Here is a 22113-nt window from a genome sequence, read left to right as displayed (position 1 = left end):
GAACCGCGCGATGCGGTATACCCCCGTGCTGCCGCGGCTCCGTCCGGAGCTGGCCCAACCCAACGCTGTCACTGTCGCTGTTGCTGTCCGATCGAGCGGGATCAGGCTCGTGCGGGAACGCCGGGAAGCCACCGCCACCGCGAACCGGACGCCTGCCGGCTCCCGACCCTCTCCCCCAACCCCTCTCCCAGGGGGAGCGGGGAGAAGAAGCCACGACCCGAAAGCGCCCGAAGACGCGGTAGCGCGGGGGTATGGCGCAAGCGGCACATGGATGTGCCGCGNTCGCGCGTTGGAGCAGGACGCGGAACCGCGCGATGCGGCATACCCCCGTGCTGCCGCGGCTCCGTCCGAAGCCCGCACACCCAATGCCGTTGCTGTTGGCGTTGCTGTTGGCGTTGCTGTTGCTGTTGCTGTTGCTGTTGCCGTTGATGTTGATGTTGATGTTGCCGTCCAATCCGGCTGCCGGAAAGCCGCCCCTCCACCGGGCCGGCCGCAATGCAATGCGGGAAGCCAGCTGGCGCGTGGCAACGCGCCAGCCGGCGCTGGCGCCCATGCTCATTCCCGGCGCCAGAAAGAAAACGCGCGCCGCCCCAAGGGCGACGCGCGTTCCATGTTCCAGCATAGGGCGCCGGCTGGCGCCCCGGATGCTTACGGCCGGCGGGCCAGCTCGGCCTCGTCGCGGGCCTTGGGCAGCAGGTCCTGCTTGGTGACCTTGAGCGGGCCGAAGGTCAGCATCGGGCAGGCGATCAGGATCGAGGACAGCGTACCGATCACCGCACCGATCATCTGGCTCAGCGCCAGGCCTTCCAGCGAGCCGCCGCCGTACAGGTACAGCGCCAGCACCGACAGGAAGAACACCAGCGAGGTGATGATCGTGCGCGACAGCGTCTGGTTGATCGAGCGGTTCATGACCTCCAGCGGCTCCACGCGCAGGCTGCGGAAGTTCTCGCGGACGCGGTCGAACACCACGATCGTGTCGTTGATCGAGAAGCCCATCACCGACAGCAGGCCGGCCAGCACCGTCAGGTCGAATTCGCGGCCGGTCCAGGAGAAGAACGCCGCCGTGATCAGCACGTCGAACAGCGTCGTCACCGTGGCGACCACCGCGAACTTCCACTCGAAGCGCGCGCCGATGTAGATCAGGAAGCCCACGACCACGAACAGCGCCGCGTACACGCCGTTGCGGGCCAGCTCGGCGCCGACCTGCGGGCCGACGAACTCGGTGCGCAGCAGGTGCGCCTTGTTGTCCGGAAGCGACACCGCTTCCAGCACTTCCTGCGCCGTGCGGTTGTTGGCGTCGGTGGTGGTCTGCCCGTCGCGGGGCTGCAGGCGGACCAGCACGTCGCTGCCGCTGCCGAAGCTCTGCACCTGCGCGCCTTCGTAGCCGGCCGCCGCCAGGCGTTCGCGCACCGCGTCCACCGGCACGTTGCGGTCGAAGCGCACCTCGACCACGGTGCCGCCGGTGAAGTCCAGGGCGTAGTTGAAACCCTTGGTGACGATGGTGCCGACCGCGGCGACGAACAGCACGGCCGCGGCGATGAGCGCCACCCACCGCATCTTCATGAAGTCGATGCGGGTGTCGTGGGGGATGAGGGTCAACGGGAAGATCTTCATGCGTGTATTCCTCCCGTCAGATGGCCAGGGACTTGAGCTTCTTGCGGCGGGCGTACACCAGGGTGACGATCGCGCGCGAGACGGTGATGGCGGTGAACATGGATGCCAGGATGCCGATCATCAGGGTCACGGCGAAGCCCTTCAGCGGGCCGGTGCCGAAGGCGTAGAGGGCCACGCCGGCGATGATCGCGGTCAGGTTGGCGTCGAGGATGGTGCCGCCGGCCTTGTCGTAGCCGGCCACGATCGCCGCCTTCGGCGGCACGCCGGCGCGCAGTTCTTCGCGGATGCGCTCGTTGATGAGCACGTTGGCGTCCACCGACAGGCCGATCGACAGCGCCAGGCCGGCGAAGCCCGGCAGGGTCATGGTCGCGCCGAACAGCGACATCACCGCGACCACGATCAGCAGGTTGAACAGCAGCGCGATGCCGGTGATCACGCCGAACATGCGGTAGTACACCGCGAAGAACACCAGGGTGAACACGAACGCGTAGAGCACCGCGGTGACGCCGCGCTCCACGTTCTCCTTGCCCAGGCTCGGGCCGACGATGCGCTCCTCGACGAAGTCCATCGGCGCGGCCAGCGAACCGGCGCGCAGCAGCTTGGCCAGTTCGTCGGCCTCGGCCTTCTCCAGGCCGGTGGTCTGGAAGTTCTTGCCGAACACGCCCTGGATGTTGGCGACGGAGATGACCTCCTCCTTCACCCGGAAGCTGCGCACTTCCTCGCCGTTGACCAGGGTCACCTGCGGGATGCGCTCGGTGTACACCACCGCCATCGGCTTGCCGACGTTGGCGCTGGTGAACTCGAACATGCGGTCGCCGCCGACGTTGTTCAGGGTCACGCTGACCGCCGGCTGGCCGTTCTGGTCGATGGTCGACTGCGCCGCCACCATCTGGTCGCCGGTGACGATGACGCGCTTGCTCAGCAGCTCGGGGCGGCCGTCGCGGCGATAGAACACCTTGGCTTCCGGCGGCACGCGGCCGGTGGCCACCGCGTCGGCGGCGTTTCCGTCGATCACTGCGCGGTACTCGAGGGTGGCGGTGGCGCCGATCATGCGCTTGGCCGCCGCGGTGTCCTGCACGCCCGGCAGCTGGACCACGATGCGGTCGTTGCCCTGGCGCTGGATGATCGGTTCGGCCACGCCCAGCTCGTTGACGCGGTTGCGCAGGGTGGCGATGTTCTGCTCGATCGCCGAGCCGGCGATCTGGTTCAGCTCGGCCTCGGGGATGCGCACCACCAGGCGGTTGCCATCGCCTTCGATGGCCATGGTCGGCATGACCTTGGCCAGCTGCTCGCGGGCCCGCGCCGTGTCGGCGTCGGAGGCCAGGGTCACGGCGATGCTGTGGTCGGCGCGGCGGTCGACCGCGGTGTAGCGGATGCGGTTGTCGCGCAGGGTGACGCGCACGTCCTCGACGTAGGCGTCGATGCGCTTCTCCAGCGCCGCCTTCTGGTCGACCTGCAGCACGAAGTGCACGCCGCCCTGCAGGTCCAGTCCCAGCACCATCGGCCGGGCGCCCAGGCGCTCCAGCCAGTCCGGCACGTTGGAGGCCAGGTTCAGTGCCACGGTGTAGTTCTCGCCGAGCTGGCCGCGCAGGGTGTCGGCGGCCAGGGTCTGGGCGTCGGCGTCGGCGACGCGGACCAGCAGGCTGTCGTTCTCCACCGCCACCGAGCGCGGCTGCACGCCGGCTTCCTGCAGGTAGCCGCTGACCCGCGCCTTGAGCGCGTCGTCCAGCGGGGCGCCGCGGTTGCCGGTGATCTGCACGGCGTAGTCGCTCTGGAACACGTTGGGCAGCGCATAAAGCGTGCTCAACACCAGCACGGCCAGGATGACGAGGTATTTCCAGCGGGGAAATTCGAGCATTGCGGGACCCCGCGCGGCCCCGGCCCCGGGACCACGCTCAGCGGTGGGACGAAGGATCAGGCGGACTTCAGGGTGCCCTTCGGCAGGACGTTGCCGATGGCAGCCTTCTGCACGCGGATGCGGACGTTCTCGGCCACCTCGAGGGTCACGAAGTTGTCGCCGATGTCGGTGACCGTGCCGGCCACGCCGCCGGTGGTGATGACCTCGTCGCCGCGCGACAGCTTGCCGAGCATGGCCTGGTGCTCCTTCTGCCGCTTCATCTGGGGGCGGATCATCAGGAAGTACATGATCGCGATCAGGATGATCGGGAACAGCAGCATGCCGAGGCCGCCGCCCTGGGGCTGGCCGCCGGCGGCCTGGGCGTGGGCGGTCGGGATCAGGAATTCGAAGAAGCTCATCGGTCTGTGTCCAAGTGTGCGGAAAATAGCCGCGGATTATGCCATAGGGGCGGACCGCCCCTTTCCAAGGACCTCGGACCCCTGACCACGCCCCCGGGTTCCCCCCGGAGCGGCTGCCCGGACGGGGACTGCGACCGGGTTCAACCGGCCGCCTGCCCCGGGTCGGCCGGCGGCTGCGCGCCGCGGGCGGCGTAGAACCCGCGGCGGAACTCGGCGAAGCGGCCGGCGGCGATGGCCTCGCGCATCCCGGCCATCAGCTTCTGGTAGTACCAGAGGTTGTGCAGGGTGCCGAGGATCGGTCCGAGCATCTCGTTGCAGCGGTCCAGGTGGCGCAGGTAGCTGCGGGTGTAGCCGCCGGCACAGGCCACGCAGCCGCAGCCGGGCTCGATCGGGTCCAGGTCCTTCTCGTACTTCGCGTTGCGGATCCGGACCGTGCCGAAGGAGGTGAAGTAGTGGCCGTTGCGCGCGTTGCGGGTCGGCATCACGCAGTCGAACATGTCCACGCCGCGGGCCACGCCCTCGACCAGGTCCTCCGGCCGGCCCACGCCCATCAGGTAGCGCGGGCGGTCGGCCGGCAGGCGCGGGTGCAGGTGCTCGAGCATGGCGTTGCGCTCGTGCTCCGGCTCGCCCACCGCCAGGCCGCCGATGGCGTAGCCGTCGAAGCCGATGGCCTGCAGCCCGTCCAGCGAGCGGCTGCGCAGGTCGTGGTAGACGCTGCCCTGGACGATGCCGAACAGCGCCGCATCGTTGCCCAGCCCGTCGTGGGCGTCGCGCGAGCGTCGCGCCCAGCGCAGGCTCAGCTCCATCGAGTGCCGGGCCACGTCCTCGCTGGCCGGGTACGGGGTGCACTCGTCGAAGATCATGACGATGTCCGAGTCGAGCACCTTCTGGATCTGCATGCTCTCCTCCGGCCCCAGGAACACCCGGGCGCCGTCGGTCGGCGAGGCGAAGGTCACGCCCTGCTCGGTGATCTTGCGGCGGTGGGCCAGCGAGAACACCTGGAAGCCGCCGGAGTCGGTGAGGATCGGCCCGTCCCAGCGGGCGAAGCCGTGCAACCCCCCGTGTGCGCCGATGACCTCCAGGCCCGGGCGCAGGTACAGGTGGAAGGTGTTGCCGAGGATGATTTCGGCGCCCAGGTCGCGGACCTGGCCAGGCAGCACGCCCTTGACCGAGCCATAGGTGCCGACCGGCATGAACGCCGGTGTCTCCACCGTCCCGCGCGGGAACGAGAGGCGGCCGCGGCGCGCGGCGCCATCGGTGGTGATCAGCTGGAACTGCAGTCGGGACATGGAGCTGGACGGGGCGAAGGGCCGCGTATTGTCGCCGATACGGCGCGGCCGCGCCTCGCGCCGGCCTGCACCGGACTCAGCCCGGGTTGCCCCACAGCAGCATCGCGTCGCCGTAGGAGAAGAAGCGGTAGCGCTGCTCCACCGCGTGGCGGTAGGCGGCGAAGATCCGCTCCTTGCCGGCGAAGGCCGAGACCAGCATCAGCAGGGTGCTTTCCGGCAGATGGAAGTTGGTCAGCAGCGCGTCGACGCTGCGGATCCGGTAACCGGGGAAGATGAAGATCCGGGTCTCGCCGGAGAACGGCTGCAGCTCGCCGTCGCGCATGGCGCTTTCCAGCGCGCGGACCACGGTGGTGCCCACCGCGACCACCCGGCCGCCGGCGGCACGGGTGCGCCGCACCTGCGCGACCAGCTCGGCGCCGACGTTGAGCCACTCGCTGTGCATGGTGTGCTCGCGCACGTCCTCCACCCGCACCGGCTGGAAGGTGCCCGCGCCCACGTGCAGGGTGATGTGGCCGAACTGCACGCCCCGCTCGCGCAGCCTTTCCAGCAGCGGCTCGTCGAAGTGCAGGCCGGCGGTCGGCGCCGCCACCGCGCCGACGTTGCGGGCGAACACGGTCTGGTAGCGCTCGGCGTCGTCCTGGCCCGGCTCGCGGCGGATGTACGGCGGCAGCGGCAGGCGCCCGACCTTCAGCAGCCACGATTCCAGCCCGCCCGGCACGGCGAAGCGCAGGCGGAAGAACTCGCCGTCGCGGCCCAGCACCTCGGCCTCGCCGCCGCCGTCGAGCACGATCCGGCTGCCCTCCCTCGGCGACTTGCTCGCCCGCACCTGGGCGCGGGCCTGTTCGTCCGCCAGCAGGCGCTCGACCAGGATCTCGACCCGGCCGCCGCTTTCCTTCTGCCCGAACAGGCGCGCCGGGATCACCCGGGTGTCGTTGAACACCAGCAGGTCGCCCGGCTGCAGCAGCCCCGGCAGGTCGCGCACGTGCAGGTCCTCGAACGCGCCCTCGCCCGGCGGCACCAGCAGCATGCGGCTGGCCGAACGCTCCGGCAGGGGCGCCTGGGCGATCAGCTCGGCGGGCAGCTCGTAGTGGAAATCGGACTTCTTCAAGGCGGCGGGCGCGGGATGCGGAGCCGGCCATTGTACCGGGCCCGGCGCCACGGGCCGGGCCGCGCCGTTCAGCGCTCGAACTTGGTCGACAGCACGATCGCGGTGGAGGTGCGCTCCACGCCCTCCAGCGCGCCGATGCGGTCGGTGAGCACGTCCATCTGGTGCACGTCGCCGACCACGCCCAGCGCCACCAGGTCGTAGCTCCCGCTGACCGAATGCAGCGAGCGCACCTCGGGGATCGCGTGCAGCTCCTTCACCACCGCCGCCATCTTCTTCGGCGAGACGGTGATCATGATGTGGGCGCGGATCCGCGCCTGCTCCACCGCGTCGTCGATGCGCACCGTGTATCCGCGGATCACCCCGGCCTGTTCAAGGCGGTCGATCCGGCTCTGCACCGTGGTCCGCGACAGCCCCAGCCGGCGCGCGATCTGCGCGGTGGAGGCGCGCGCATCCTCGCGCAGCAGGGACAGCAGCTGTTCGTCCGCGTCAGTGATCTTCATGCGCTCGCCGGTTTCTTCGTCGAATCGACGATATTCGATGGATTCCTGCACGGATCATAGCTGCCAAACGACGATCCCATCCACATAATAGAGGGTCCGGCGCCGAACCTGGCGCCTGCCGTCCGGGAGAATCCATGTCCGTGCTTGCCCCCCTCGCCCCCCTGCGCGCCCACGCCGGCCAGCGCCTGACCCAGGGCCTGGATGACGCCACCGTCGTCCGCCTCGCCGCCAACCACCCGGACCTGGTCGCGGCGATCGAGGCCGCCGCCGCCGAGTACGCGCGCCAGCGCGAGGCCGCCGCCGACCTGCTCGACCTCGACGAGGCGGAGCAGATCCAGGCCCTGCAGGGCGGCTTCGTGAACTTCTACGCCGACGACAGCGTGAACCCGTACGTGGCCCTCGCCGCGCGCGGCCCGTGGGTCGTCACCCTCAAGGGCGCGGTGCTGTACGACGCCGGCGGCTACGGCATGCTCGGCTTCGGCCACACCCCGCCGGCCGTGCTCGAAGCGCTGGCGCGCCCGCAGGTGATGGCCAACATCATGACCCCGAGCCTGTCGCAGGGCCGCTTCGTCGCCGCGCTGCGCCGCGAGATCGGCCACAGCCGCGGCGGCTGCCCGTTCGAGCGCTTCATGTGCCTCAACTCCGGCTCCGAGGCCGTGGGCCTGGCCGCGCGCATCGTCGACATCAACGCCAAGCTGCAGACCGACCCGGGCGCGCCGCACGCCGGCGCCGCGATCAGGCGCGTGGTGGTCAAGGGCAGCTTCCACGGCCGTACCGACCGCCCGGCGCTGTACTCCGATTCCACCCGCCGCACCTACCAGCAGTACCTGGCCAGCTACCGCGGCGAGGACTCGGTGATCGCGATCCCGCCGTACGACGTGGCCGCGCTGCGCCGCGCCTTCGCCGACGCGAAGGCCAACAACTGGTTCATCGAGGCGATCTTCCTCGAGCCGGTGATGGGCGAAGGCGACCCGGGCCGCTCGGTGCCGGTGGAGTTCTACAACGCCGCCCGCGAGCTGACCCGCGAGCACGGCAGCCTGTTGCTGGTCGACTCGATCCAGGCCGGCCTGCGCGTGCACGGCACGCTGTCCCTGGTCGACTACCCCGGGTTCGAGGGCGTCGAGCCGCCGGACATGGAGACCTACTCCAAGGCGCTCAACGCCGCGCAGTTCCCGCTGTCGGTGCTGGCCCTGGACGCGCACACCGCCGGCCTGTACCGCAAGGGCGTGTATGGCAACACCATGACCGCCAACCCGCGCGGCCTGGACGTGGCCTGCGCCACCCTCGAGCAGCTCACCCCGCAGGTGCGCGCCAACATCCGCGAGCGCGGTGCGCAGGCGATCGCCCGCCTCGAGCAGCTGCGCGGCGAGCTGGGCGGGATGATCACCAAGGTCCAGGGCACCGGCCTGCTGTTCTCCTGCGAGCTGGCCCCGCAGTTCAAGTGCTACGGCGCCGGCTCCACCGAGGAGTGGCTGCGCATGCACGGCGTCAACGTGATCCATGGCGGCGAGAACTCGCTGCGCTTCACCCCGCACTTCGCCATGGACGAGGACGAGCTGGAGCTGCTGGTCACGATGGTCGCGCGCGCCCTGCGCGAAGGCCCGCGCCGCGAACAGGCCTCGGCGGCCTGATCCCGCCCGCGGTGAAGGAAGCCGGCGCAAGCCGGCTTCTTTCTTTCCGCGGCCGCGCGATTGCTGCAGACTTCCCGCTCCGCCAGCAGAACAGCACAGGCCCGCCATGCCCGCCGTCGAAGTCCGCCACCCGCTCGTCCAGCACAAGATCGGCCTGCTACGCTCGGCGGAACTGAGCACCAAGGGTTTCCGCGAGCTGGTGACCGAACTGGGCACCCTGCTCGCCTACGAGGCCACCGCCGACCTGGCCACCGAGGACACCACGGTGCAGGGCTGGGCCGGCCCGGTCCAGGTCAAGCGCATCGCCGGCGCCAAGATCACCCTCGTGCCGATCCTGCGCGCCGGCCTGGGCATGCTGCCCGGCGTGCTGGCGCTGATCCCGGCGGCGAAGGTGAGCGTGGTCGGCCTGCAGCGCGACGAGACCACCCTGCAGCCGGTGCCCTACTTCGAGCGCCTGACCGGCCGCCTCGACGAGCGCGACGCGCTGATCCTGGATCCGATGCTGGCCACCGGCGGTTCGCTGGTCGCCACCATCGACATGCTCAAGCGCGCCGGCGCGCGGCGGATCAAGGGCATCTTCCTGGTCGCCGCGCCGGAAGGCCTGGCCACGGTCGAGGCCGCGCATCCGGACGTGCAGATCTACACCGCCGCGATCGACGAACGTCTCAACGACAAGGGCTACATCCTGCCGGGCCTGGGCGACGCCGGCGACCGCATCTTCGGCACCCGCGTCGACTGACGCACGGCCCCGCCCCGCCGCGCAGCGGCGGCGGGGATCGCATGCTCACTTCCTGCCGGCGTCCTGCACCGGCGGCGCCAGCGCCTGGATCGCCGCGCTCACGTAGACCAGCGGCGCGTTCCAGTTGATCGCGATCTCGTTGCTGGCGTAGCTGCAGTCATGGTCGATCCACGACAGCGCCGGCAGCGACGAGGGATACGACACGCCCTTGCAGTCGACCAGGTCCTGCTGGCGCGGATTCGGTCCGCCCGACAGCAGGCCCGGCACCGGCGCCTCGACGCCGTCGGCCTGCGAGGGGCGATGGTGGATGTGCATCGGCGTGCGCAGCCCGTGCCCGGTGACGAAGGAAATGCCCAGCGGATTCCGCCCAAGCACGTAGTCGAGCTGCGACTGCGCCGCGTCCAGGTACTCGCGGCGGCCGTCGATGCGGTAGCCCTGCAGCATCACCAGCGCCTGGTTCAGCGCGACCGCGCTGCTGCCCCAGACGAAATCCCAGGCTTCCATCGATATCCGCCAGGGCGACTGCTGCGAACGCGCGACCAGGCGGTCGGCCGCCTCCTGCACCCGCCGCACGACCTTCCTGCGTTCCGCCTCCGGCAGGCGCGCGCGGTGCTGCGCCAGCGAGATCCAGCCCAGGCTGCCGACGTCGTTCCAGTCCGGGATGCCCAGGTCCCCGGCGTGCTTGCGGAACGCGTCCAGGTACGACGCCTCGCCGGTGGTGACGTACAGCTCCGCCGCCGCCCAGGCGAATTCGTCGTCGAGCTTGCCGTCGCCATAGGCGCCGGTACTGACATCGTCCGGCTGCCGGTACACCAGGTCCGGATTGGCCTGCGCCCAGCGCCACGCCGCTTCGGCCGCTTCGCGCATCCGCGCCGGCAGGCCCGGGAACTGCGCCTCGTACGGCGCGTAGATCCGGCTGGCGGTGGCCATCACCGCGGCGAAATCCAGCGCCGCGGCGGTGGAGCGGCCGACCATGTAGCGGCGCTCGCGCGCCTGGTCGGGCATCACCACCGGGTCGAACGCCAGGTTGGTGAGCTTGTGGTAGACGCCGCCGTCGGCCGGGTCCTGCATCGCCAGCATCCAGCGCAGGTTCCACCAGGCTTCGTCGAGGATGTCGGGCACGCCGTTGCCGCTTTCCGGGATCCCCAGCTCGCGGCCGCCGAAGAACTCCGGGAAATGCTCGTACGCGGCCAGCAGGGTCCAGGTGGTGATGCCGGAATTGACCACGTACTTGTTGTAGTCGCCCGCGTCGTACCAGCCGCCCGGCGCGGAGACCACGGTGCCGGCCGGGCGCCCCGGCGTGGCCGCGGAGGGATGGATCTCCACCTCGGTATCGGGATGGCCGGCCGGGCGCGCGTACGGACCGGCATGCGCGGCATCGAGCCCCATGCCGGAGCGCGACAGGTAGAACGCCTTCAGCGAGGCATCGGCCAGGGCCGCATAGGCCTGCGCATCGATGGGAAAAGGATCCGATGGCGGCAGCCCGTTGGCGCGGATGCGGTAGCTGCCGGGCTCCGACAGCGCGCTCAGGTCGGCGATCGCCGCCTTGCGCCGGGCCGGTTCCCACGACTTCGCGTGGCCGGTCTGCCCACGCAGCACCACCTCGCCGTCGGCTTCGCGCACGACTTCGAAACTGCGCGGCCGGCCGGTCTCCAGCACCGCCAGCTTCTGCCCGCCGGGCAGGAAGCCGAGCTGGTTCAACCGCACTTCGCCGGTATCCGCCGCCGAGGATTCCTGCAGGCTGCAGGCCACGCCCAGGCAGAGCAGCGCCACCGGCAGCACCAACGGAATGCAGTTGCGCGCGCTCACAGGGTGGCCTCCGCGATGAAGCGCCACAGTCCCAGCAGGGCCATGCCCGCCAGCACCAGCATGGTCAGCGCCGCGCCGCCGGCGCGGCCGGCGGAATAGCCGGCGGAACCACCCAGTCCGGCCGCGTGCATGAGTCGCGCGCCCAGCAGGGCCAGGCCGAAGGTCCACAGCACATCCGCGCGGGTGCCGCTCGATTCGAGCAGGGCCAGCACCAGCAGGCCCAGCGGCACGTATTCGGCGAAGTTGGCGTGGACGCGGATCCGGCGCTCCAGCTCCAGGTCGCCGCCGGCGCCGATGCCGATGCGCCGGGACCGGCGCTGCAGCATCACGCGCAGCGACAGGTACAGGAAGAGAAGCAGGTGGAGCGATGCGACCAGCAGGCTGATGCGCGGCGTTACGGCCATGCGGACTCCCCTCAGGACGTGCCCGGGGGGATTGTGCCAGCCTCAGGCTGCCAGCGGGCGGGCCTGCAGTTCGGCCAGTTCCTGGGCGGTGCCGAAGCGGCCCTTCTCGTCGCGGACCACCCGGGCCAGGGCGCAGTGCGGGTCGTGGGTGAAGAACAAGCGCACGTCGCGGGCCAGCTTGTCCTCGAGGAAGCTGCGCTTCTCGTCGATCAGCAGCTCGGCATTGCGGTCGTAGCCCATGGTGATCGGCAGGTGTACCCAGGAACGGCCGGGGATCAGGTCGGCGCAGAACACCACGCCGCCATGCGGCTGCCCGTCGGCGCCGGCCGGGCCGACGATCTCGGCCAGCATCAGCCCCGGCGTGTGGCCATCACTGAAGCTGAAGCGCACCGCCTGGCCGAGGCTGCGCGAATACGGCCCGTCGACGATCTCCAGCCGGCCGCTGGCCTCGAGCAGGCCCGGCAGCTCCGGGATGAAGCTGGCGCGGTCGCGCGGATGCGGATGGCGCGCGCGCTCCCAGTGCGCCGCGCCGACCAGGTAGGTGGCGTTGGGGAACAGCAGCTCCGGCGAGCGCCCCTCGGCCCACGGTGCCAGCAACCCGCCGGCGTGGTCGAAGTGGAGGTGGCTGAGCACCACCACGTCGATGTCCTCGTGCTCGAAACCGGCCGCGCGCAGCGAGTCGACCAGCACGTGGCGGTCCTCCTGCACGCCGTAGCGCTCGCGCATCTTCGGCTCGAAGAACGCGCCGATGCCGGTCTCGAACAGCACGGTCCTGCCGTTGAGCGGGCTGGCCAGCAGCGCGCGGCAGGCAAGGTCGATGCGGTTGTGCTCGTCCGGCGGCGCCCACCTCTCCCACATCGCCTTCGGCGCGTTGCCGAACATGGAACCGCCGTCGAGTTTCTGCGTGTTGCCGCGGATGGACCAGAGCTTCATGGGACGAATGCTAGCGGCCGGCCGGTTAAGAATCCGGAATCCGGCCGCCTCCCTCACGGCGTGGCCGCGGCGGCCTCGCGCACCGCGCCGACGCGGGCGCTGCCGACGTCGTTGCGCGGATCGGTGCCGCCCTCGAGCCTGTTGTTGACCCGGTCCCAGACCACGGTCTGCATGTTGCCCCAGACGTGGCTGGAGGCGCGACCGCTGACGGTATCCTCCGGCAGCTTCACCGTGTGGCCCATCGTCCGCAGCTTCGCCGCGGTGCCGGCGTCGAAGGCGCCGCTTTCGGCGTCGATCAGGTCGGGCCACCACTGGTGGTGGTAGCGCGGCAGCGCCGCCACGTCCTGCGCGCCCAGGCCATCGGCCACGCCGAGCGCGCCGAGCAGGACCATGGTGATGATGCGGGTGCCGCCCGGCGTGCCGATCACCGCGATCTTTTCCGGCGAGACCATGAAGGTCGGGGTCATCGAGCTCAGCGGGCGCTTGCCCGGCTGCGGCGCGTTGGCCTCGTAGCCCATCACGCCGAAGGCGTTGGGCTGGCCCGGCACCAGGGCGAAGTCGTCCATTTCGTTGTTGAGCAGCACGCCGGTGCCCGGCGGCACCAGGCCCGAGCCGAACAGCAGGTTCACCGTCTGGGTGACTGCGGCGCGGTTGCCATCGGCGTCGACGATCGAGAAGTGGGTGGTCTCCTCGTCTTCCAGCGGGGTCGGCAGGCCGGAGAACGAATCGCTCGGCGTGGCCTTCTCCGGGTTGATCGTCGCGCGCAGGCCGGCGGCGTAGTACGGGTTGGTGAGCACGTCGACCGGCACGTCGACGAAATCCGGATCGCCCAGGTAGAAGGTGCGGTCGCGGAAGGCGCGGCGCATCGACTCGACGGTCAGGTGGGTGCGCTGCGCCGGATCCAGCTTCGCCAGGTCCCAGCCGGCCAGGATCTGCAGCATCTGCGCCAGCGCCACGCCACCGGAGGACGGCGGCGGCGCGGTCACGATGTCCCAGCCGCGGTAGCTGAAGCGCAGCGGCTCGCGCTCCTTGACCTGGTAGGCGGCCAGTTCCTCGGCGGTCCAGCGGCCGCCCTCGGCGCGCACGCCGGCGACCAGCTTCTTTGCCACCGGGCCGCGGTAGAAACCGTCGAAGCCGTTCTTTGCCAGCAGTTCCAGGGTGCGCGCCAGGTCGGGCTGCTTCAGCACCTGGCCGACCCTGGGCGGCTGGCCGTCGATAAGGAACACGCCGCGGGTGCCGGGGAAGCGCTCCATCACCTCGCGGCGCACGGCGTAGCCGCGTTCGAGGCGGCCGTAGACCGGGAAGCCGTCGCGGGCCAGGCGGATCGCCGGGGCCAGGCTCTCGGACAGCGGCAGGCGGCCGTACTTCCCGGCCACGTGGACCAGCGCCGCCGGCAGGCCGGGGATCGCCGCGGCCCAGGCGCCGTCCTCTGCCAGCGAGGAATCCAGCTTGCCGTCGGCGGTGCGGTAGCGCTCGGTGGTGGCGGCAGCCGGCGCGGCCTCGCGCGCATCGATGAACACGTCGCGGCCGCTGTCGGCCTGGTGCAGCAGGAAGAAGCCGCCGCCGCCCAGGCCCGAGCTGATCGGTTCGACCACCGACAGCGCCGCCGAGACCGCGACCGCGGCGTCGAAGGCGTTGCCGCCGCGCTCCAGCACCTCGAAACCGGCATCGGTGGCCAGGTGGTGGGCGCTGGCGATGGCGGCCTTGCCGGGCGCCCGGGCGGTCGCGCCGGGCGCATCGGGTTCGCGGCCGGCATCGGCGGCGAAGGCCGGCAGGGCCGCGCCGGGCAGCAACAGGAACAGCGCCAGCAACAGGCGCGGCAGCGGACGGGTCATCGTGCCTCCGGGAGATAGAGCTCGGGATGTTCTTCCTGGAGCCTGCGCAGCTTGGCCAGCAGCGCCTCGTGGCTCTCGGGATGTTCGGGATCCGGGTCGATGCATTCGACCGGGCAGACCACCACGCACTGCGGCTCGTCGAAATGGCCGACGCATTCGGTGCAGCGGGCCGGATCGATCACGTAGATCGTCTCGCCCATCGAGATGGCCTGGTTGGGACAGGCCGGCTCGCAGACGTCGCAGTTGACGCAGAGTTCGTTGATCTTCAGGGACATGCTTTCACGGGACCTGGCGCACCGGGGTGCGTGCGCGGTGCGCGGCGGGCGCGCGCCTGCGCGGGAACCCGGCCCCGCATGCGCCCGGCCGTGGCCGGCCGGGCGCCGGGGCGCTTACTTGGCTTCGACGAAGACGTAGTCGGCACCGGTCGGCTGCAGGGCGACCTGCACGCGCGGGTTGTCGGCCGCGTCGCCGATGAACAGGATGCGCACGCCCTTCATGGTGTCCGGCGGCACGTCCTTGAACGCGATCTCGATCAGGTCGGCCATCTTCGCCGAGGCCGGCGAACCGAAGGCCAGCAGGTTGCCCTTCTGCACGCCGCGGGCCATCGCGGTCCTGGCCGCTTCCACCTGGCGCTCGTACTTGGCCTCGAACTCCGGATCGGTCTCCGGCGGCAGGTAGTACAGGAACGGGTTGGTGGTGATGTTGCCCATGTTCTCCTGCACCACCGCAGGCAGGTACGCCTTCCAGCCGGCGTCGTCGTCCTTGGCGGGCGCGGTCAGCACCTTGGCCTCGGCGGCTTCGTTGGACACCGGCGCCTCCTTCTTGCAGGCAGTCAGCGCCAGCGGCGAAACCAGCAGGCTTGCGAGCAGAAGCGCGCGCGTCGTGTTGTTCATCAGGAACCTCCCGTCGTTGCTAATGTGAAGTTACTCGGTGTTTCCGGTGCCGCCCTCTGTCACGCACCGCCGCGCCTGGCATCCCGCAGGGCCGAAGCCACCTCCGGGGTCACGAAGCCGGACACGTCGCCCCCCAGGCGCGCGATCTCGCGCACCAGCGAAGAGGAAATGAAGCTGTACTGCTCGGCCGGGGTGAGGAACAGCGTCTCCACCTCCGGGATCAGGTGGCGGTTCATGCTCGCCATCTGGAACTCGTATTCGAAGTCCGACACCGCGCGCAGCCCGCGCAGCAGCACGCCGGCGCCGACGTCGCGGACGAAGTGGGCCAGCAGCGAATCGAAGCCGCGCACCTCGACGTTGTCGTGCGACGACAGCGCGGTGCGGGCCAGGTCCACGCGAAGGTCCAGCGGCAGGGTCGGGCCCTTGGCCTGGCTGGCGGCCACGCCGACGATCACCTTCTCGAACAGCGGGGCGGCGCGCGCGACCAGGTCGATGTGGCCGTTGGTGATCGGGTCGAAGGTGCCGGGGTATACGGCGATGCGGCGATGGGCCACGGTTCGGGTCTTTCAGGTCGCCGGATTGGCACCGGCAAGTGTATCAGCGCCTTCACGCGAGGGTGTATCGCCCTCCGGCGCCGGCACCGGGCCGCGGTAGAGCGCCGCGCGCGCCTGCGCGGTGCGCAGCTCGCGATGCAGCGTCCAGCCCGGCGGCAGCGTGGGCGCCTGCGTGGCCGGCGATTCGACGTAGAGCCAGCCACCGGGCGCGATGCGCGGCAGCAGCGCCGCCAGCGCCGGCTCCCACAGGTCGCCGGCGAAGGGCGGATCGACGAAGGCCAGGTCGAAGCGCTGCGGCCCGGCCTGTGCCAGCCAGCGCAACGCATCGTCCTGCACCACCTGCACCTTCCCGCCGGCATCCAGCCTGTCGACGATCGCGCGGAGCCCCCCGGCCTGGGCGGGGTCGCGCTCGACCAGCACTGCGCTGGCCGCGCCGCGCGATACCGCCTCCAGTCCCAGCGCGCCGCTGCCGGCGAACAGGTCCAGCACCACCGCGCCCGGGGTCACCGCCTGCAACCAGTTGAACAGGGTCTCGCGGACCCGGTCGGAGGTCGGGCGCAGGCCGTCGACGTCCGGCACCGGCAGCCGGGTCCCGCGCCAGCGGCCGCCGACGATGCGCACGCTGCCGGCGCCGCGCGCAGGCGCGGCCGGGCGTCGCGCGGGACGGCGCGGAGGCAATCTGTTCATCGGGGAAATGCGGGGCGCGGTGCTAGCATGACGCGCATTCTCCGACATCCGCAGGCAATGGTCAGTTTCTTCCGCCGCAAGAAGCCGCAGGACACGCCGTCCAGCACCCAGGGCAACCGGTTCACGGCCGAGGAACTGGCCGCGGCGTTCCCGCAGGCGCCCTCCGCTCCCTCCGCTCCCTCCGCTCCCGCCGTCCCGGTCGCGCCCGAAGAACCCGCCGCCGCGCCGGTGGAGCCGGCCGCGACCGTGGTCGAGCCGGTCGTGGTCGAGCAGGCGCCGGTGGAGGAAACCGCGACCGCGGTGGTCGAACCGGAGGCCGGCAACATCGCCGATGCCGAGGCCGCGATCGCCCCGCCCGCCCCCGCGGGCAAGCCCGGCTGGCGCGAGCGCCTGCGCAACAGCGTGTTCGCACGCAGCTTCGGCGGCCTGTTCTCGCGCAATCCGAAGCTCGACGACGACCTGCTCGACGAGATCGAGACCGCCCTGCTCACCGCCGACGTCGGCGTCACCGCCACCACCGCGCTGGTCGAAAGCCTGCGCAAGCGGATGAAGGCGCGCGAGTTCGCCGACGCCAACGCCCTGCTGGCCGCGCTGCGCGCCGAGCTGGTGGCGATGCTCAAGCCGGTGGCCGTGCCGCTGGTCATCGACCGCGGCGCGAATCCTTTCGTGCTGCTGACCGTGGGCGTCAACGGCGTCGGCAAGACCACGACCATCGGCAAGCTGGCGCGCCGTTTCAAGGACGAGGGGCGCGGCCTGATGCTCGCCGCCGGCGACACCTTCCGCGCCGCCGCCGTGGCCCAGCTGCAGGCCTGGGGCGAGCGCAACGGCGTCACCGTGATCGCGCAGGGCCAGAACGCCGATGCCGCCTCGGTCGCCTACGACGCGCTGCAGGCGGCGAAGGCCCGCGGCACCGAAGTGCTGATCGCCGACACCGCCGGGCGCCTGCACACCCAGGTCGGCCTGATGAACGAGCTGGGCAAGATCAAGCGCGTGCTGCAGAAGCTCGACCCGGCCGCACCGCACGAGGTGCTGATGGTGATCGACGGTACCACCGGCCAGAACGCGCTCAACCAGCTGCGCCAGTTCAACGCCGCCGTCGGCGTCACCGGCCTGGTGGTGACCAAGCTCGACGGCACCGCCAAGGGCGGCGTGGTCTTCGCCCTGGCCCGCGAGTTCGGCATCCCGATCCGCTTCGCCGGCATCGGCGAACGCCCCGAGGACTTGCGCGTGTTCGATGCCGAAGCCTTCGTCGACGCGCTGCTGCCGGAAGCGCTGGGCGGCAACTGAGGATGGACGCGACCCGGCGTGGCGCGCGCCGCGCCCGCGGCGCGCCGGCAGTGGCAACCGATGCCCCGCCGTCGATCGACGGCGACAGCTTCGCCCGTCCGCTGCTGGCCTGGTTCGACCGGCACGGCCGCCACGACCTGCCCTGGCAGCATCCGCGCACGCCGTACCGGGTGTGGCTGTCGGAGATCATGCTGCAGCAAACCCAGGTCGCCACGGTCGTTCCCTATTTCCTGCGCTTCGTCGGGCGCTTCCCCACCCTGCCCGACCTGGCCGCGGCGTCCACCGACGAGGTGATGGCGCACTGGGCCGGCCTGGGCTACTACGCCCGCGCCCGCAACCTGCACGCGGCCGCGCGCCGCTGCGTCGAACTGCACGGCGGCGACCTGCCGCGCGATGTCGAGGCGCTGCAGGCGCTGCCCGGCATCGGCCGCAGTACCGCCGCGGCGATCCTGGCGCAGGCCTGGGGCGACCGCTTCGCGATCCTCGACGGCAACGTCAAGCGCGTGCTGGCCCGCTGGCATGGCGTGCATGGCTGGCCCGGCACGCCGGCGGTGGAGAAGCAGCTGTGGGTGCTGGCCGAAGCGCACGTCGCCGCCGTCCCGGAGGGACGCCTGGCCGACTACACCCAGGCGCAGATGGATTTCGGCGCCACGCTTTGCAGGCGCGCGCGCCCGGCCTGCAGCGAATGCCCGGTGTCTTCCGGCTGCACCGCGCTGCGCGAAGGCCTGGTCGAAGCGCTGCCGACGCCGCGTCCCGGCAAGACCCTGCCCGAACGCGAGGCGGTGGCGCTGCTGCTGGAGAACGCACGCGGCGAACTGCTGCTGCAGCGCCGCCCGCCGACCGGCATCTGGGCCTCGTTGTGGACCCTGCCGCAGGCCGACACCGAAGCCGAACTGCGCGCCTGGTTCGAACGCCAGGTCGAAGGCGACTACGATGCCGCCGACGAACTGCCGCTGATCGTCCACACCTTCAGCCACTACCGCCTGCACCTGCAGCCGCGCCGCCTGCGCCGCGCCACCCCGCGACCCGGCGTGGGCGACAATGACGACCAGCGCTGGGTATCGCGCGCCGAACTGGCCACGCTGGGCCTGCCTGCGCCGATCCGCCGCCTGCTCGACAGCCTCTGACCACGGAAACCGCCATGACCCGCACCGTCTTCTGCCAGTACGAACAACGCGAGACCGAAGGCCTGGACTTCGCGCCCTGGCCCGGCGAGCTGGGCCGGCGCATCCACGACAACATCGGCAAGGCCGCCTGGGCCAAGTGGCTGGCGCACCAGACCATGCTGATCAACGAGAACCGGCTGTCGCCGCGCGACCCGCAGCACCGCGCCTTCCTGCAGGCGGAAATGGAGAAGTTCCTGTTCGGCGGCGGCGCGGAGAAGCCGGCCGGTTACGTGCCGCCGGAAGAATGATCCAGCGATGCGCGGCATCGCCGCGCGCCGCCCGGCAACGGAGCGGCAACGGACAGGCAAAAAGAAAGGCGCCATCGGCGCCTTTTCTCGCTACCACCTGTTGTGAATGGTGGCCGGGGAGGGAATCGAACCCCCGACACGGGGATTTTCAATCCCCTGCTCTACCAACTGAGCTACCCGGCCATGCGCGGCATGACCGCGGCGAGGTGCGGAATCATACCGGGGTAAAAAGCGAACGACAAGCATGTCGTGCATCGGTCATCCGGATCGGCCGCCACGCACCTTCTATTGGCAACCTCCACGGCCGGGCGCATGATCGCCGCGGGGAACCCACCGCAGGGAGGAAACCATGAAGAGGATCCTGTCACTGATGGTGCTGTCGATTGCCGTGGTCGCGGGCCTGGCGGGATGCAGGAGCACGCCGCGGGCTACCGATGCGGAACGGCTTGCGTTCTACGAAGCCCACGCCGGCGAACCGGTGCGCAACTTCCGCCTGTTCGGGCGGCTGACCGGGTGGACTCCCCTGGGCAATTCGGCGCTGCTGGTCTGGCCCCGGCCCAACCAGGCCTACCTCCTGGACGTGACCACCTGCCAGGACCTGCCGTTCGCCTCGGCGATCTCGCTGTCGCACTTCGCCAGCACGGTCACTGCCCGCTTCGATACGGTGACCCCGCATGGTGCAGGGCTGACCGCGCCCGGGCGCATCCCGTGCCGGATCACCCAGATCAGGCCGATCGACACCCAGGCCGTCAGGGATACCCGCGAGGAGATGCGGCAGGCCGACGCCGAGGCGCGCTCCGAGGCGCCGCCGGCCGAGGAACCGCCGTCCAACTGAGCGCTGCCGGGGGACCGGGCACGGTCTGCCCGTGCCCGCTCCTTCGCGTGCTGACGAAGACCGCCGGCACCGCGCCGCAAGGCGCGGGGACCGGGTTTGTCTGCGACGCGGCAGGACGGATTCGGACCTTTCCTACAGCAACTTCCATGGAAGCCTGATTCCAGCGGCGGCGCGACGCGCTCCAGACTGGGCCGGTCCGGCGCACCACCGCGTGCCGGCAAGCCCGGGGACCGACCATGGACCAGCGACAGCTCGTCGTACGCAGGGACCTCCGCGGCTGCACGCTCCTCGACGGCGGCAGGCCGCTGGCGTGGTATCCGCAGCTCGGCCAGGCTTTGGCGATGGCGCGGCTGCTGGCCGAGGCCAATGCCCTGCGCTTCGGCGCGCCGGCGCGGGTGGAACTGTGCGAGCGCGGCCAGGCACCCCGGCACCTCTACTGGCGCGTCTGAGCCGAAGGCCGCGGCCGCGGCAACCCCGTCCCGCCTCCCGGCAGCCACCCTGGCGGCCGATGCTAGGATCGCCCGGTCGATCCGTGGAGGCTCCATGCGCGCCCCGACCACGCTGCTCCTGGCCTGCGCCGCTGCGCTGGCCGCGCCCTTCGCGCTCCCGGCCCATGCCGCCGAACCGGTCGTGTCCGTGCCGGAGATGGACCTGACCCGCTACGCCGGGCACTGGTACGAAATCGCCCACCTGCCGGTCTCGTTCCAGCGCAGGTGCGCGGCCGACATCACCACCAGCTACGCCCTGCGCGCCGACGGTCGCATCGAGGTGCGCAACACCTGCCGCACCGGCGACGGCGAGCAGCTCCAGGTCCACGGCACCGCCCGCACCGTGCCCGGCCACCCCGGCCGGCTGCAGGTGCGCTTCGCCCCGGCGTGGATGTCCTGGCTGCCGTGGACCTGGGCGGACTACTGGGTGATCGAGCTGGACCCGGACTACCGGTGGGCGATGGTCGGCGACCCGGACCGCGAATACCTGTGGATCCTCGCGCGCGAACCGTCGATGGACGCGGCGCTGTTCGCCCGCCTGCAGGCCCGGGCCAAGGCGATGGGTTACGACCTGGCGCCGCTGGTGGTGGCCGCCCCGCTGCGCTGAATGCCCCGCGCCGGCTAACATCGCCCGACCTGTGATCCCGGAGCCGGCATGAAGTCGACCCTCAAGCTGTTCGCGACCCTCTGCGCCCTGCTCGTCCTCGCCTCGTGCGGGGGCAACGTCCGCCGCGTCTCGCCGCCGGCGGCGGCGATCCAGCAGCTGACCGTGCAGGCCAACGGCGACTGGCTGGTCGACCTGCGCCTGCACAACTACAGCAGCATCTCCATGCGCTTCGACAGCGTGCGCCTGGAACTTAGCGTGGACGAACACGCCGCCGGCACCGTGCAGGCCGCGCCGGCGATGTCGATCGGCCCGACCTCCGCCGACGTGGTGCAGGTGACGCTGAAGCCGTCGGCGATGGCGAAGATCGCGGTGGCCGACGCCCTGGCCACGCGCCGCTCGCTGTCGTACCGGCTGCAAGGCAAGGTCAGCGCCACCCCGGACGAGGCGAGCAAGCCGCGCGAGTTCGACGTCGACGGACGCAGCGCGCTCAATCCCGCCCCCGGCCTCGACGGCGTGCTGCGCTGACCCGGCACCCGCCTACCCAAGTCCGCACCATTCGGGTATAAGCTGTTTCCCCGATGGAGACGGACACAGCGCAAGCAGGTCTGGTCTGCACCGGGGCCCCGGCCCCGGTTGCCGCCCCTCCCCCGCGGGAGCATGCCCCGGCGGTGAGGGTACTGTCGCTGGACGCCCATGGCCGCGCCATGGACTGGATCGGCTGGCAGGACGCCACCTGCCTCTACGCACGCGATGCCGTCGCCTGGACCCTCGGCGATCCCTGCCTGCGCATCCGCGGCGGCGTGTGCCGGCTGACCGGCGCGCGCAGCATCATCGAACTGCACCCGATCATCGCCACCCGCGGCCACGCCCATGCGCGCGCCCTGGACCCGACCCCGAGCCTCACCAACACCGCGCTGTTCGCCCGCGACTCGCACCTGTGCCTGTACTGCGGCCAGCAGTTCCCGCGCCCGCACCTGACCCGCGACCACGTCGTGCCCCTGTCCAGGGGCGGCCGCGACGTCTGGGAAAACGTGGTCACCGCCTGCTTCCACTGCAACTCGCGCAAGGGCAACCGCACCCCGCAGCAGGCGCACATGCCGCTGCTGGCCGTGCCCTACCGGCCCAGCTGGATCGAGCACCTGATCCTGTCCAACCGCAACATCCTGGCCGACCAAATGGCCTTCCTGCGGGCCCAGCTGCCCAAGCGCTCCAAGCTCGCCGCCTGACCCC

24 protein-coding genes and 1 tRNA gene are annotated in these 22113 nt (G+C 71.1%); 10 read left to right on the top strand and 15 right to left on the bottom strand.

Features of this window, described 5'->3' with window-relative positions:
- Positions 1-648 precede the first annotated feature (648 nt).
- The 6 genes from secF to M503_RS0101325 form a co-directional block, all read right to left on the bottom strand.
- Entirely contained in the window at positions 649-1614 is a 966-nt protein-coding gene (gene secF / locus M503_RS0101350) for a protein translocase subunit SecF (RefSeq protein ID WP_028918643.1), read from the bottom strand.
- Between the two features lie 16 nt (positions 1615-1630).
- Positions 1631-3472 carry a protein translocase subunit SecD gene (gene secD / locus M503_RS0101345; RefSeq protein WP_028916063.1) on the bottom strand — a complete coding sequence of 614 codons (1842 nt, stop codon included), beginning with the start codon at positions 3470-3472 and terminating at the stop codon, positions 1631-1633.
- A 56-nt stretch (positions 3473-3528) separates the two neighbouring features.
- Positions 3529-3870, bottom strand: coding sequence for a preprotein translocase subunit YajC (gene yajC, locus M503_RS0101340; RefSeq protein WP_028916064.1), 342 nt, complete (start codon positions 3868-3870; stop codon positions 3529-3531).
- 140 nt (positions 3871-4010) lie between these two features.
- Positions 4011-5159 carry a tRNA guanosine(34) transglycosylase Tgt gene (gene tgt, locus M503_RS0101335; RefSeq protein ID WP_028918642.1) on the bottom strand — a complete coding sequence of 383 codons (1149 nt, stop codon included), beginning with the start codon at positions 5157-5159 and terminating at the stop codon, positions 4011-4013.
- A 76-nt stretch (positions 5160-5235) separates the two neighbouring features.
- Positions 5236-6267, bottom strand: a complete 1032-nt coding sequence (queA, locus tag M503_RS0101330; RefSeq protein WP_028928071.1) for a tRNA preQ1(34) S-adenosylmethionine ribosyltransferase-isomerase QueA — start codon at positions 6265-6267, stop codon at positions 5236-5238.
- Between the two features lie 68 nt (positions 6268-6335).
- Entirely contained in the window at positions 6336-6767 is a 432-nt protein-coding gene (locus tag M503_RS0101325; protein ID WP_024868273.1) for an Lrp/AsnC family transcriptional regulator, read from the bottom strand.
- Between the two features lie 134 nt (positions 6768-6901).
- Here M503_RS0101325 and M503_RS0101320 point away from each other — a divergent pair, with 134 nt between their 5' ends.
- Together M503_RS0101320 and upp are read left to right on the top strand one after the other, a co-directional pair.
- Positions 6902-8398, top strand: a complete 1497-nt coding sequence (locus tag M503_RS0101320) for an aminotransferase class III-fold pyridoxal phosphate-dependent enzyme (RefSeq protein ID WP_028928070.1) — start codon at positions 6902-6904, stop codon at positions 8396-8398.
- Between the two features lie 106 nt (positions 8399-8504).
- Positions 8505-9137, top strand: a complete 633-nt coding sequence (gene upp / locus M503_RS0101315) for a uracil phosphoribosyltransferase (protein ID WP_028918640.1) — start codon at positions 8505-8507, stop codon at positions 9135-9137.
- A gap of 45 nt (positions 9138-9182) precedes the next feature.
- Here the strand turns inward: upp and M503_RS0101310 are convergent, their stop codons facing one another.
- The 8 genes from M503_RS0101310 to rsmD all read right to left on the bottom strand — a co-directional run bounded on the left by M503_RS0101310 (position 9183) and on the right by rsmD (position 16252).
- Positions 9183-10946 carry a glycoside hydrolase family 9 protein gene (locus M503_RS0101310; RefSeq protein ID WP_028918639.1) on the bottom strand — a complete coding sequence of 588 codons (1764 nt, stop codon included), beginning with the start codon at positions 10944-10946 and terminating at the stop codon, positions 9183-9185.
- The gene (locus tag M503_RS0101305; RefSeq protein WP_028918638.1) at positions 10943-11350 is read right to left on the bottom strand and encodes an MAPEG family protein; all 408 of its coding nucleotides are present in this window, start codon (positions 11348-11350) and stop codon (positions 10943-10945) included. The genes M503_RS0101310 and M503_RS0101305 overlap by 4 nt, the downstream gene beginning before the upstream one ends.
- Before the next feature lie 42 nt (positions 11351-11392).
- Complete coding sequence (locus tag M503_RS0101300) at positions 11393-12283, bottom strand: MBL fold metallo-hydrolase (protein ID WP_028918637.1); 891 nt, start codon at positions 12281-12283, stop codon at positions 11393-11395.
- Positions 12284-12336: 53 nt separating this feature from the next.
- Positions 12337-14118: a gamma-glutamyltransferase gene (gene ggt, locus M503_RS15390; RefSeq protein ID WP_037060082.1), complete on the bottom strand. Its 1782-nt coding sequence runs from the start codon at positions 14116-14118 to the stop codon at positions 12337-12339.
- The gene (locus M503_RS0101290; protein WP_024868262.1) at positions 14115-14393 is read right to left on the bottom strand and encodes a YfhL family 4Fe-4S dicluster ferredoxin; all 279 of its coding nucleotides are present in this window, start codon (positions 14391-14393) and stop codon (positions 14115-14117) included. Before M503_RS0101290 ends, ggt begins: the two co-directional genes overlap by 4 nt.
- Before the next feature lie 114 nt (positions 14394-14507).
- Positions 14508-15011 carry a hypothetical protein gene (locus tag M503_RS0101285; RefSeq protein WP_028918636.1) on the bottom strand — a complete coding sequence of 168 codons (504 nt, stop codon included), beginning with the start codon at positions 15009-15011 and terminating at the stop codon, positions 14508-14510.
- Positions 15012-15070: 59 nt separating this feature from the next.
- Positions 15071-15565 (bottom strand): pantetheine-phosphate adenylyltransferase, encoded by a 495-nt coding sequence (gene coaD, locus M503_RS0101280; protein WP_024868260.1) that lies wholly within the window; start codon positions 15563-15565, stop codon positions 15071-15073.
- Positions 15566-15577: 12 nt separating this feature from the next.
- Positions 15578-16252: a 16S rRNA (guanine(966)-N(2))-methyltransferase RsmD gene (rsmD, locus tag M503_RS0101275; protein ID WP_028918635.1), complete on the bottom strand. Its 675-nt coding sequence runs from the start codon at positions 16250-16252 to the stop codon at positions 15578-15580.
- Positions 16253-16309: 57 nt separating this feature from the next.
- On the opposite strand from rsmD, the gene ftsY reads away from it, so the two are divergent.
- From ftsY to M503_RS0101260, 3 genes are read left to right on the top strand one after another with little or no spacing between them, the layout of a single operon-like run.
- Positions 16310-17539 carry a signal recognition particle-docking protein FtsY gene (gene ftsY, locus M503_RS0101270; RefSeq protein WP_028918634.1) on the top strand — a complete coding sequence of 410 codons (1230 nt, stop codon included), beginning with the start codon at positions 16310-16312 and terminating at the stop codon, positions 17537-17539.
- Positions 17540-17541: 2 nt separating this feature from the next.
- The gene (mutY, locus tag M503_RS0101265; RefSeq protein WP_081720892.1) at positions 17542-18666 is read left to right on the top strand and encodes an A/G-specific adenine glycosylase; all 1125 of its coding nucleotides are present in this window, start codon (positions 17542-17544) and stop codon (positions 18664-18666) included.
- 14 nt (positions 18667-18680) lie between these two features.
- Positions 18681-18953 (top strand): oxidative damage protection protein, encoded by a 273-nt coding sequence (locus tag M503_RS0101260; protein WP_024868256.1) that lies wholly within the window; start codon positions 18681-18683, stop codon positions 18951-18953.
- Between the two features lie 107 nt (positions 18954-19060).
- Here M503_RS0101260 and M503_RS0101255 read toward each other — a convergent pair.
- Positions 19061-19136: transfer RNA gene (locus M503_RS0101255), tRNA-Phe, on the bottom strand.
- A gap of 166 nt (positions 19137-19302) precedes the next feature.
- Here M503_RS0101255 and M503_RS0101250 point away from each other — a divergent pair.
- The 5 genes from M503_RS0101250 (at position 19303) to M503_RS0101230 (ending at position 22109) form a co-directional block, all read left to right on the top strand.
- On the top strand, positions 19303-19788 hold the full coding sequence (locus M503_RS0101250) for a DUF6491 family protein (RefSeq protein WP_028918632.1): 486 nt from the start codon (positions 19303-19305) through the stop codon (positions 19786-19788).
- A gap of 236 nt (positions 19789-20024) precedes the next feature.
- On the top strand, positions 20025-20237 hold the full coding sequence (locus M503_RS0101245) for a hypothetical protein (RefSeq protein ID WP_028918631.1): 213 nt from the start codon (positions 20025-20027) through the stop codon (positions 20235-20237).
- A gap of 94 nt (positions 20238-20331) precedes the next feature.
- Positions 20332-20883 (top strand): lipocalin family protein, encoded by a 552-nt coding sequence (locus M503_RS0101240; RefSeq protein WP_028918630.1) that lies wholly within the window; start codon positions 20332-20334, stop codon positions 20881-20883.
- 48 nt (positions 20884-20931) lie between these two features.
- A complete protein-coding gene (locus M503_RS0101235) occupies positions 20932-21408 on the top strand; it encodes an LEA type 2 family protein (protein ID WP_024868252.1) in 477 nt (158 codons plus the stop codon).
- 53 nt (positions 21409-21461) lie between these two features.
- Complete coding sequence (locus M503_RS0101230; protein WP_028918629.1) at positions 21462-22109, top strand: HNH endonuclease; 648 nt, start codon at positions 21462-21464, stop codon at positions 22107-22109.
- Positions 22110-22113 lie beyond the last annotated feature (4 nt).

Origin of the sequence: Pseudoxanthomonas suwonensis J47 (assembly GCF_000513955.1) — a bacterium.
Taxonomy (GTDB): domain Bacteria; phylum Pseudomonadota; class Gammaproteobacteria; order Xanthomonadales; family Xanthomonadaceae; genus Pseudoxanthomonas; species Pseudoxanthomonas suwonensis_C.
Note: the sequence above shows the minus strand (reverse complement) of the source record. Positions and strands in the feature narration are given on the sequence as shown.

Excerpts from the sequence above, each read along its gene's own strand:
- M503_RS0101285 (WP_028918636.1), bottom strand. The coding sequence starts at position 15,011 with ATGAACAACACGACGCGCGCGCTTCTGCTCGCAAGCCTGCTGGTTTCG.
- secD (WP_028916063.1), bottom strand. The coding sequence starts at position 3,472 with ATGCTCGAATTTCCCCGCTGGAAATACCTCGTCATCCTGGCCGTGCTG.
- M503_RS0101240 (WP_028918630.1), top strand. The coding sequence starts at position 20,332 with ATGCGCGCCCCGACCACGCTGCTCCTGGCCTGCGCCGCTGCGCTGGCC.
- M503_RS0101260 (WP_024868256.1), top strand. The coding sequence starts at position 18,681 with ATGACCCGCACCGTCTTCTGCCAGTACGAACAACGCGAGACCGAAGGC.
- ftsY (WP_028918634.1), top strand. The coding sequence starts at position 16,310 with ATGGTCAGTTTCTTCCGCCGCAAGAAGCCGCAGGACACGCCGTCCAGC.
- M503_RS0101250 (WP_028918632.1), top strand. The coding sequence starts at position 19,303 with ATGAAGAGGATCCTGTCACTGATGGTGCTGTCGATTGCCGTGGTCGCG.
- M503_RS0101245 (WP_028918631.1), top strand. The coding sequence starts at position 20,025 with ATGGACCAGCGACAGCTCGTCGTACGCAGGGACCTCCGCGGCTGCACG.
- M503_RS0101325 (WP_024868273.1), bottom strand. The coding sequence starts at position 6,767 with ATGAAGATCACTGACGCGGACGAACAGCTGCTGTCCCTGCTGCGCGAG.
- rsmD (WP_028918635.1), bottom strand. The coding sequence starts at position 16,252 with ATGAACAGATTGCCTCCGCGCCGTCCCGCGCGACGCCCGGCCGCGCCT.
- M503_RS0101235 (WP_024868252.1), top strand. The coding sequence starts at position 20,932 with ATGAAGTCGACCCTCAAGCTGTTCGCGACCCTCTGCGCCCTGCTCGTC.
- ggt (WP_037060082.1), bottom strand. The coding sequence starts at position 14,118 with ATGACCCGTCCGCTGCCGCGCCTGTTGCTGGCGCTGTTCCTGTTGCTG.
- yajC (WP_028916064.1), bottom strand. The coding sequence starts at position 3,870 with ATGAGCTTCTTCGAATTCCTGATCCCGACCGCCCACGCCCAGGCCGCC.
- secF (WP_028918643.1), bottom strand. The coding sequence starts at position 1,614 with ATGAAGATCTTCCCGTTGACCCTCATCCCCCACGACACCCGCATCGAC.
- M503_RS0101320 (WP_028928070.1), top strand. The coding sequence starts at position 6,902 with ATGTCCGTGCTTGCCCCCCTCGCCCCCCTGCGCGCCCACGCCGGCCAG.
- tgt (WP_028918642.1), bottom strand. The coding sequence starts at position 5,159 with ATGTCCCGACTGCAGTTCCAGCTGATCACCACCGATGGCGCCGCGCGC.
- mutY (WP_081720892.1), top strand. The coding sequence starts at position 17,542 with ATGGACGCGACCCGGCGTGGCGCGCGCCGCGCCCGCGGCGCGCCGGCA.
- M503_RS0101305 (WP_028918638.1), bottom strand. The coding sequence starts at position 11,350 with ATGGCCGTAACGCCGCGCATCAGCCTGCTGGTCGCATCGCTCCACCTG.
- M503_RS0101230 (WP_028918629.1), top strand. The coding sequence starts at position 21,462 with ATGGAGACGGACACAGCGCAAGCAGGTCTGGTCTGCACCGGGGCCCCG.
- M503_RS0101300 (WP_028918637.1), bottom strand. The coding sequence starts at position 12,283 with ATGAAGCTCTGGTCCATCCGCGGCAACACGCAGAAACTCGACGGCGGT.
- M503_RS0101290 (WP_024868262.1), bottom strand. The coding sequence starts at position 14,393 with ATGTCCCTGAAGATCAACGAACTCTGCGTCAACTGCGACGTCTGCGAG.
- upp (WP_028918640.1), top strand. The coding sequence starts at position 8,505 with ATGCCCGCCGTCGAAGTCCGCCACCCGCTCGTCCAGCACAAGATCGGC.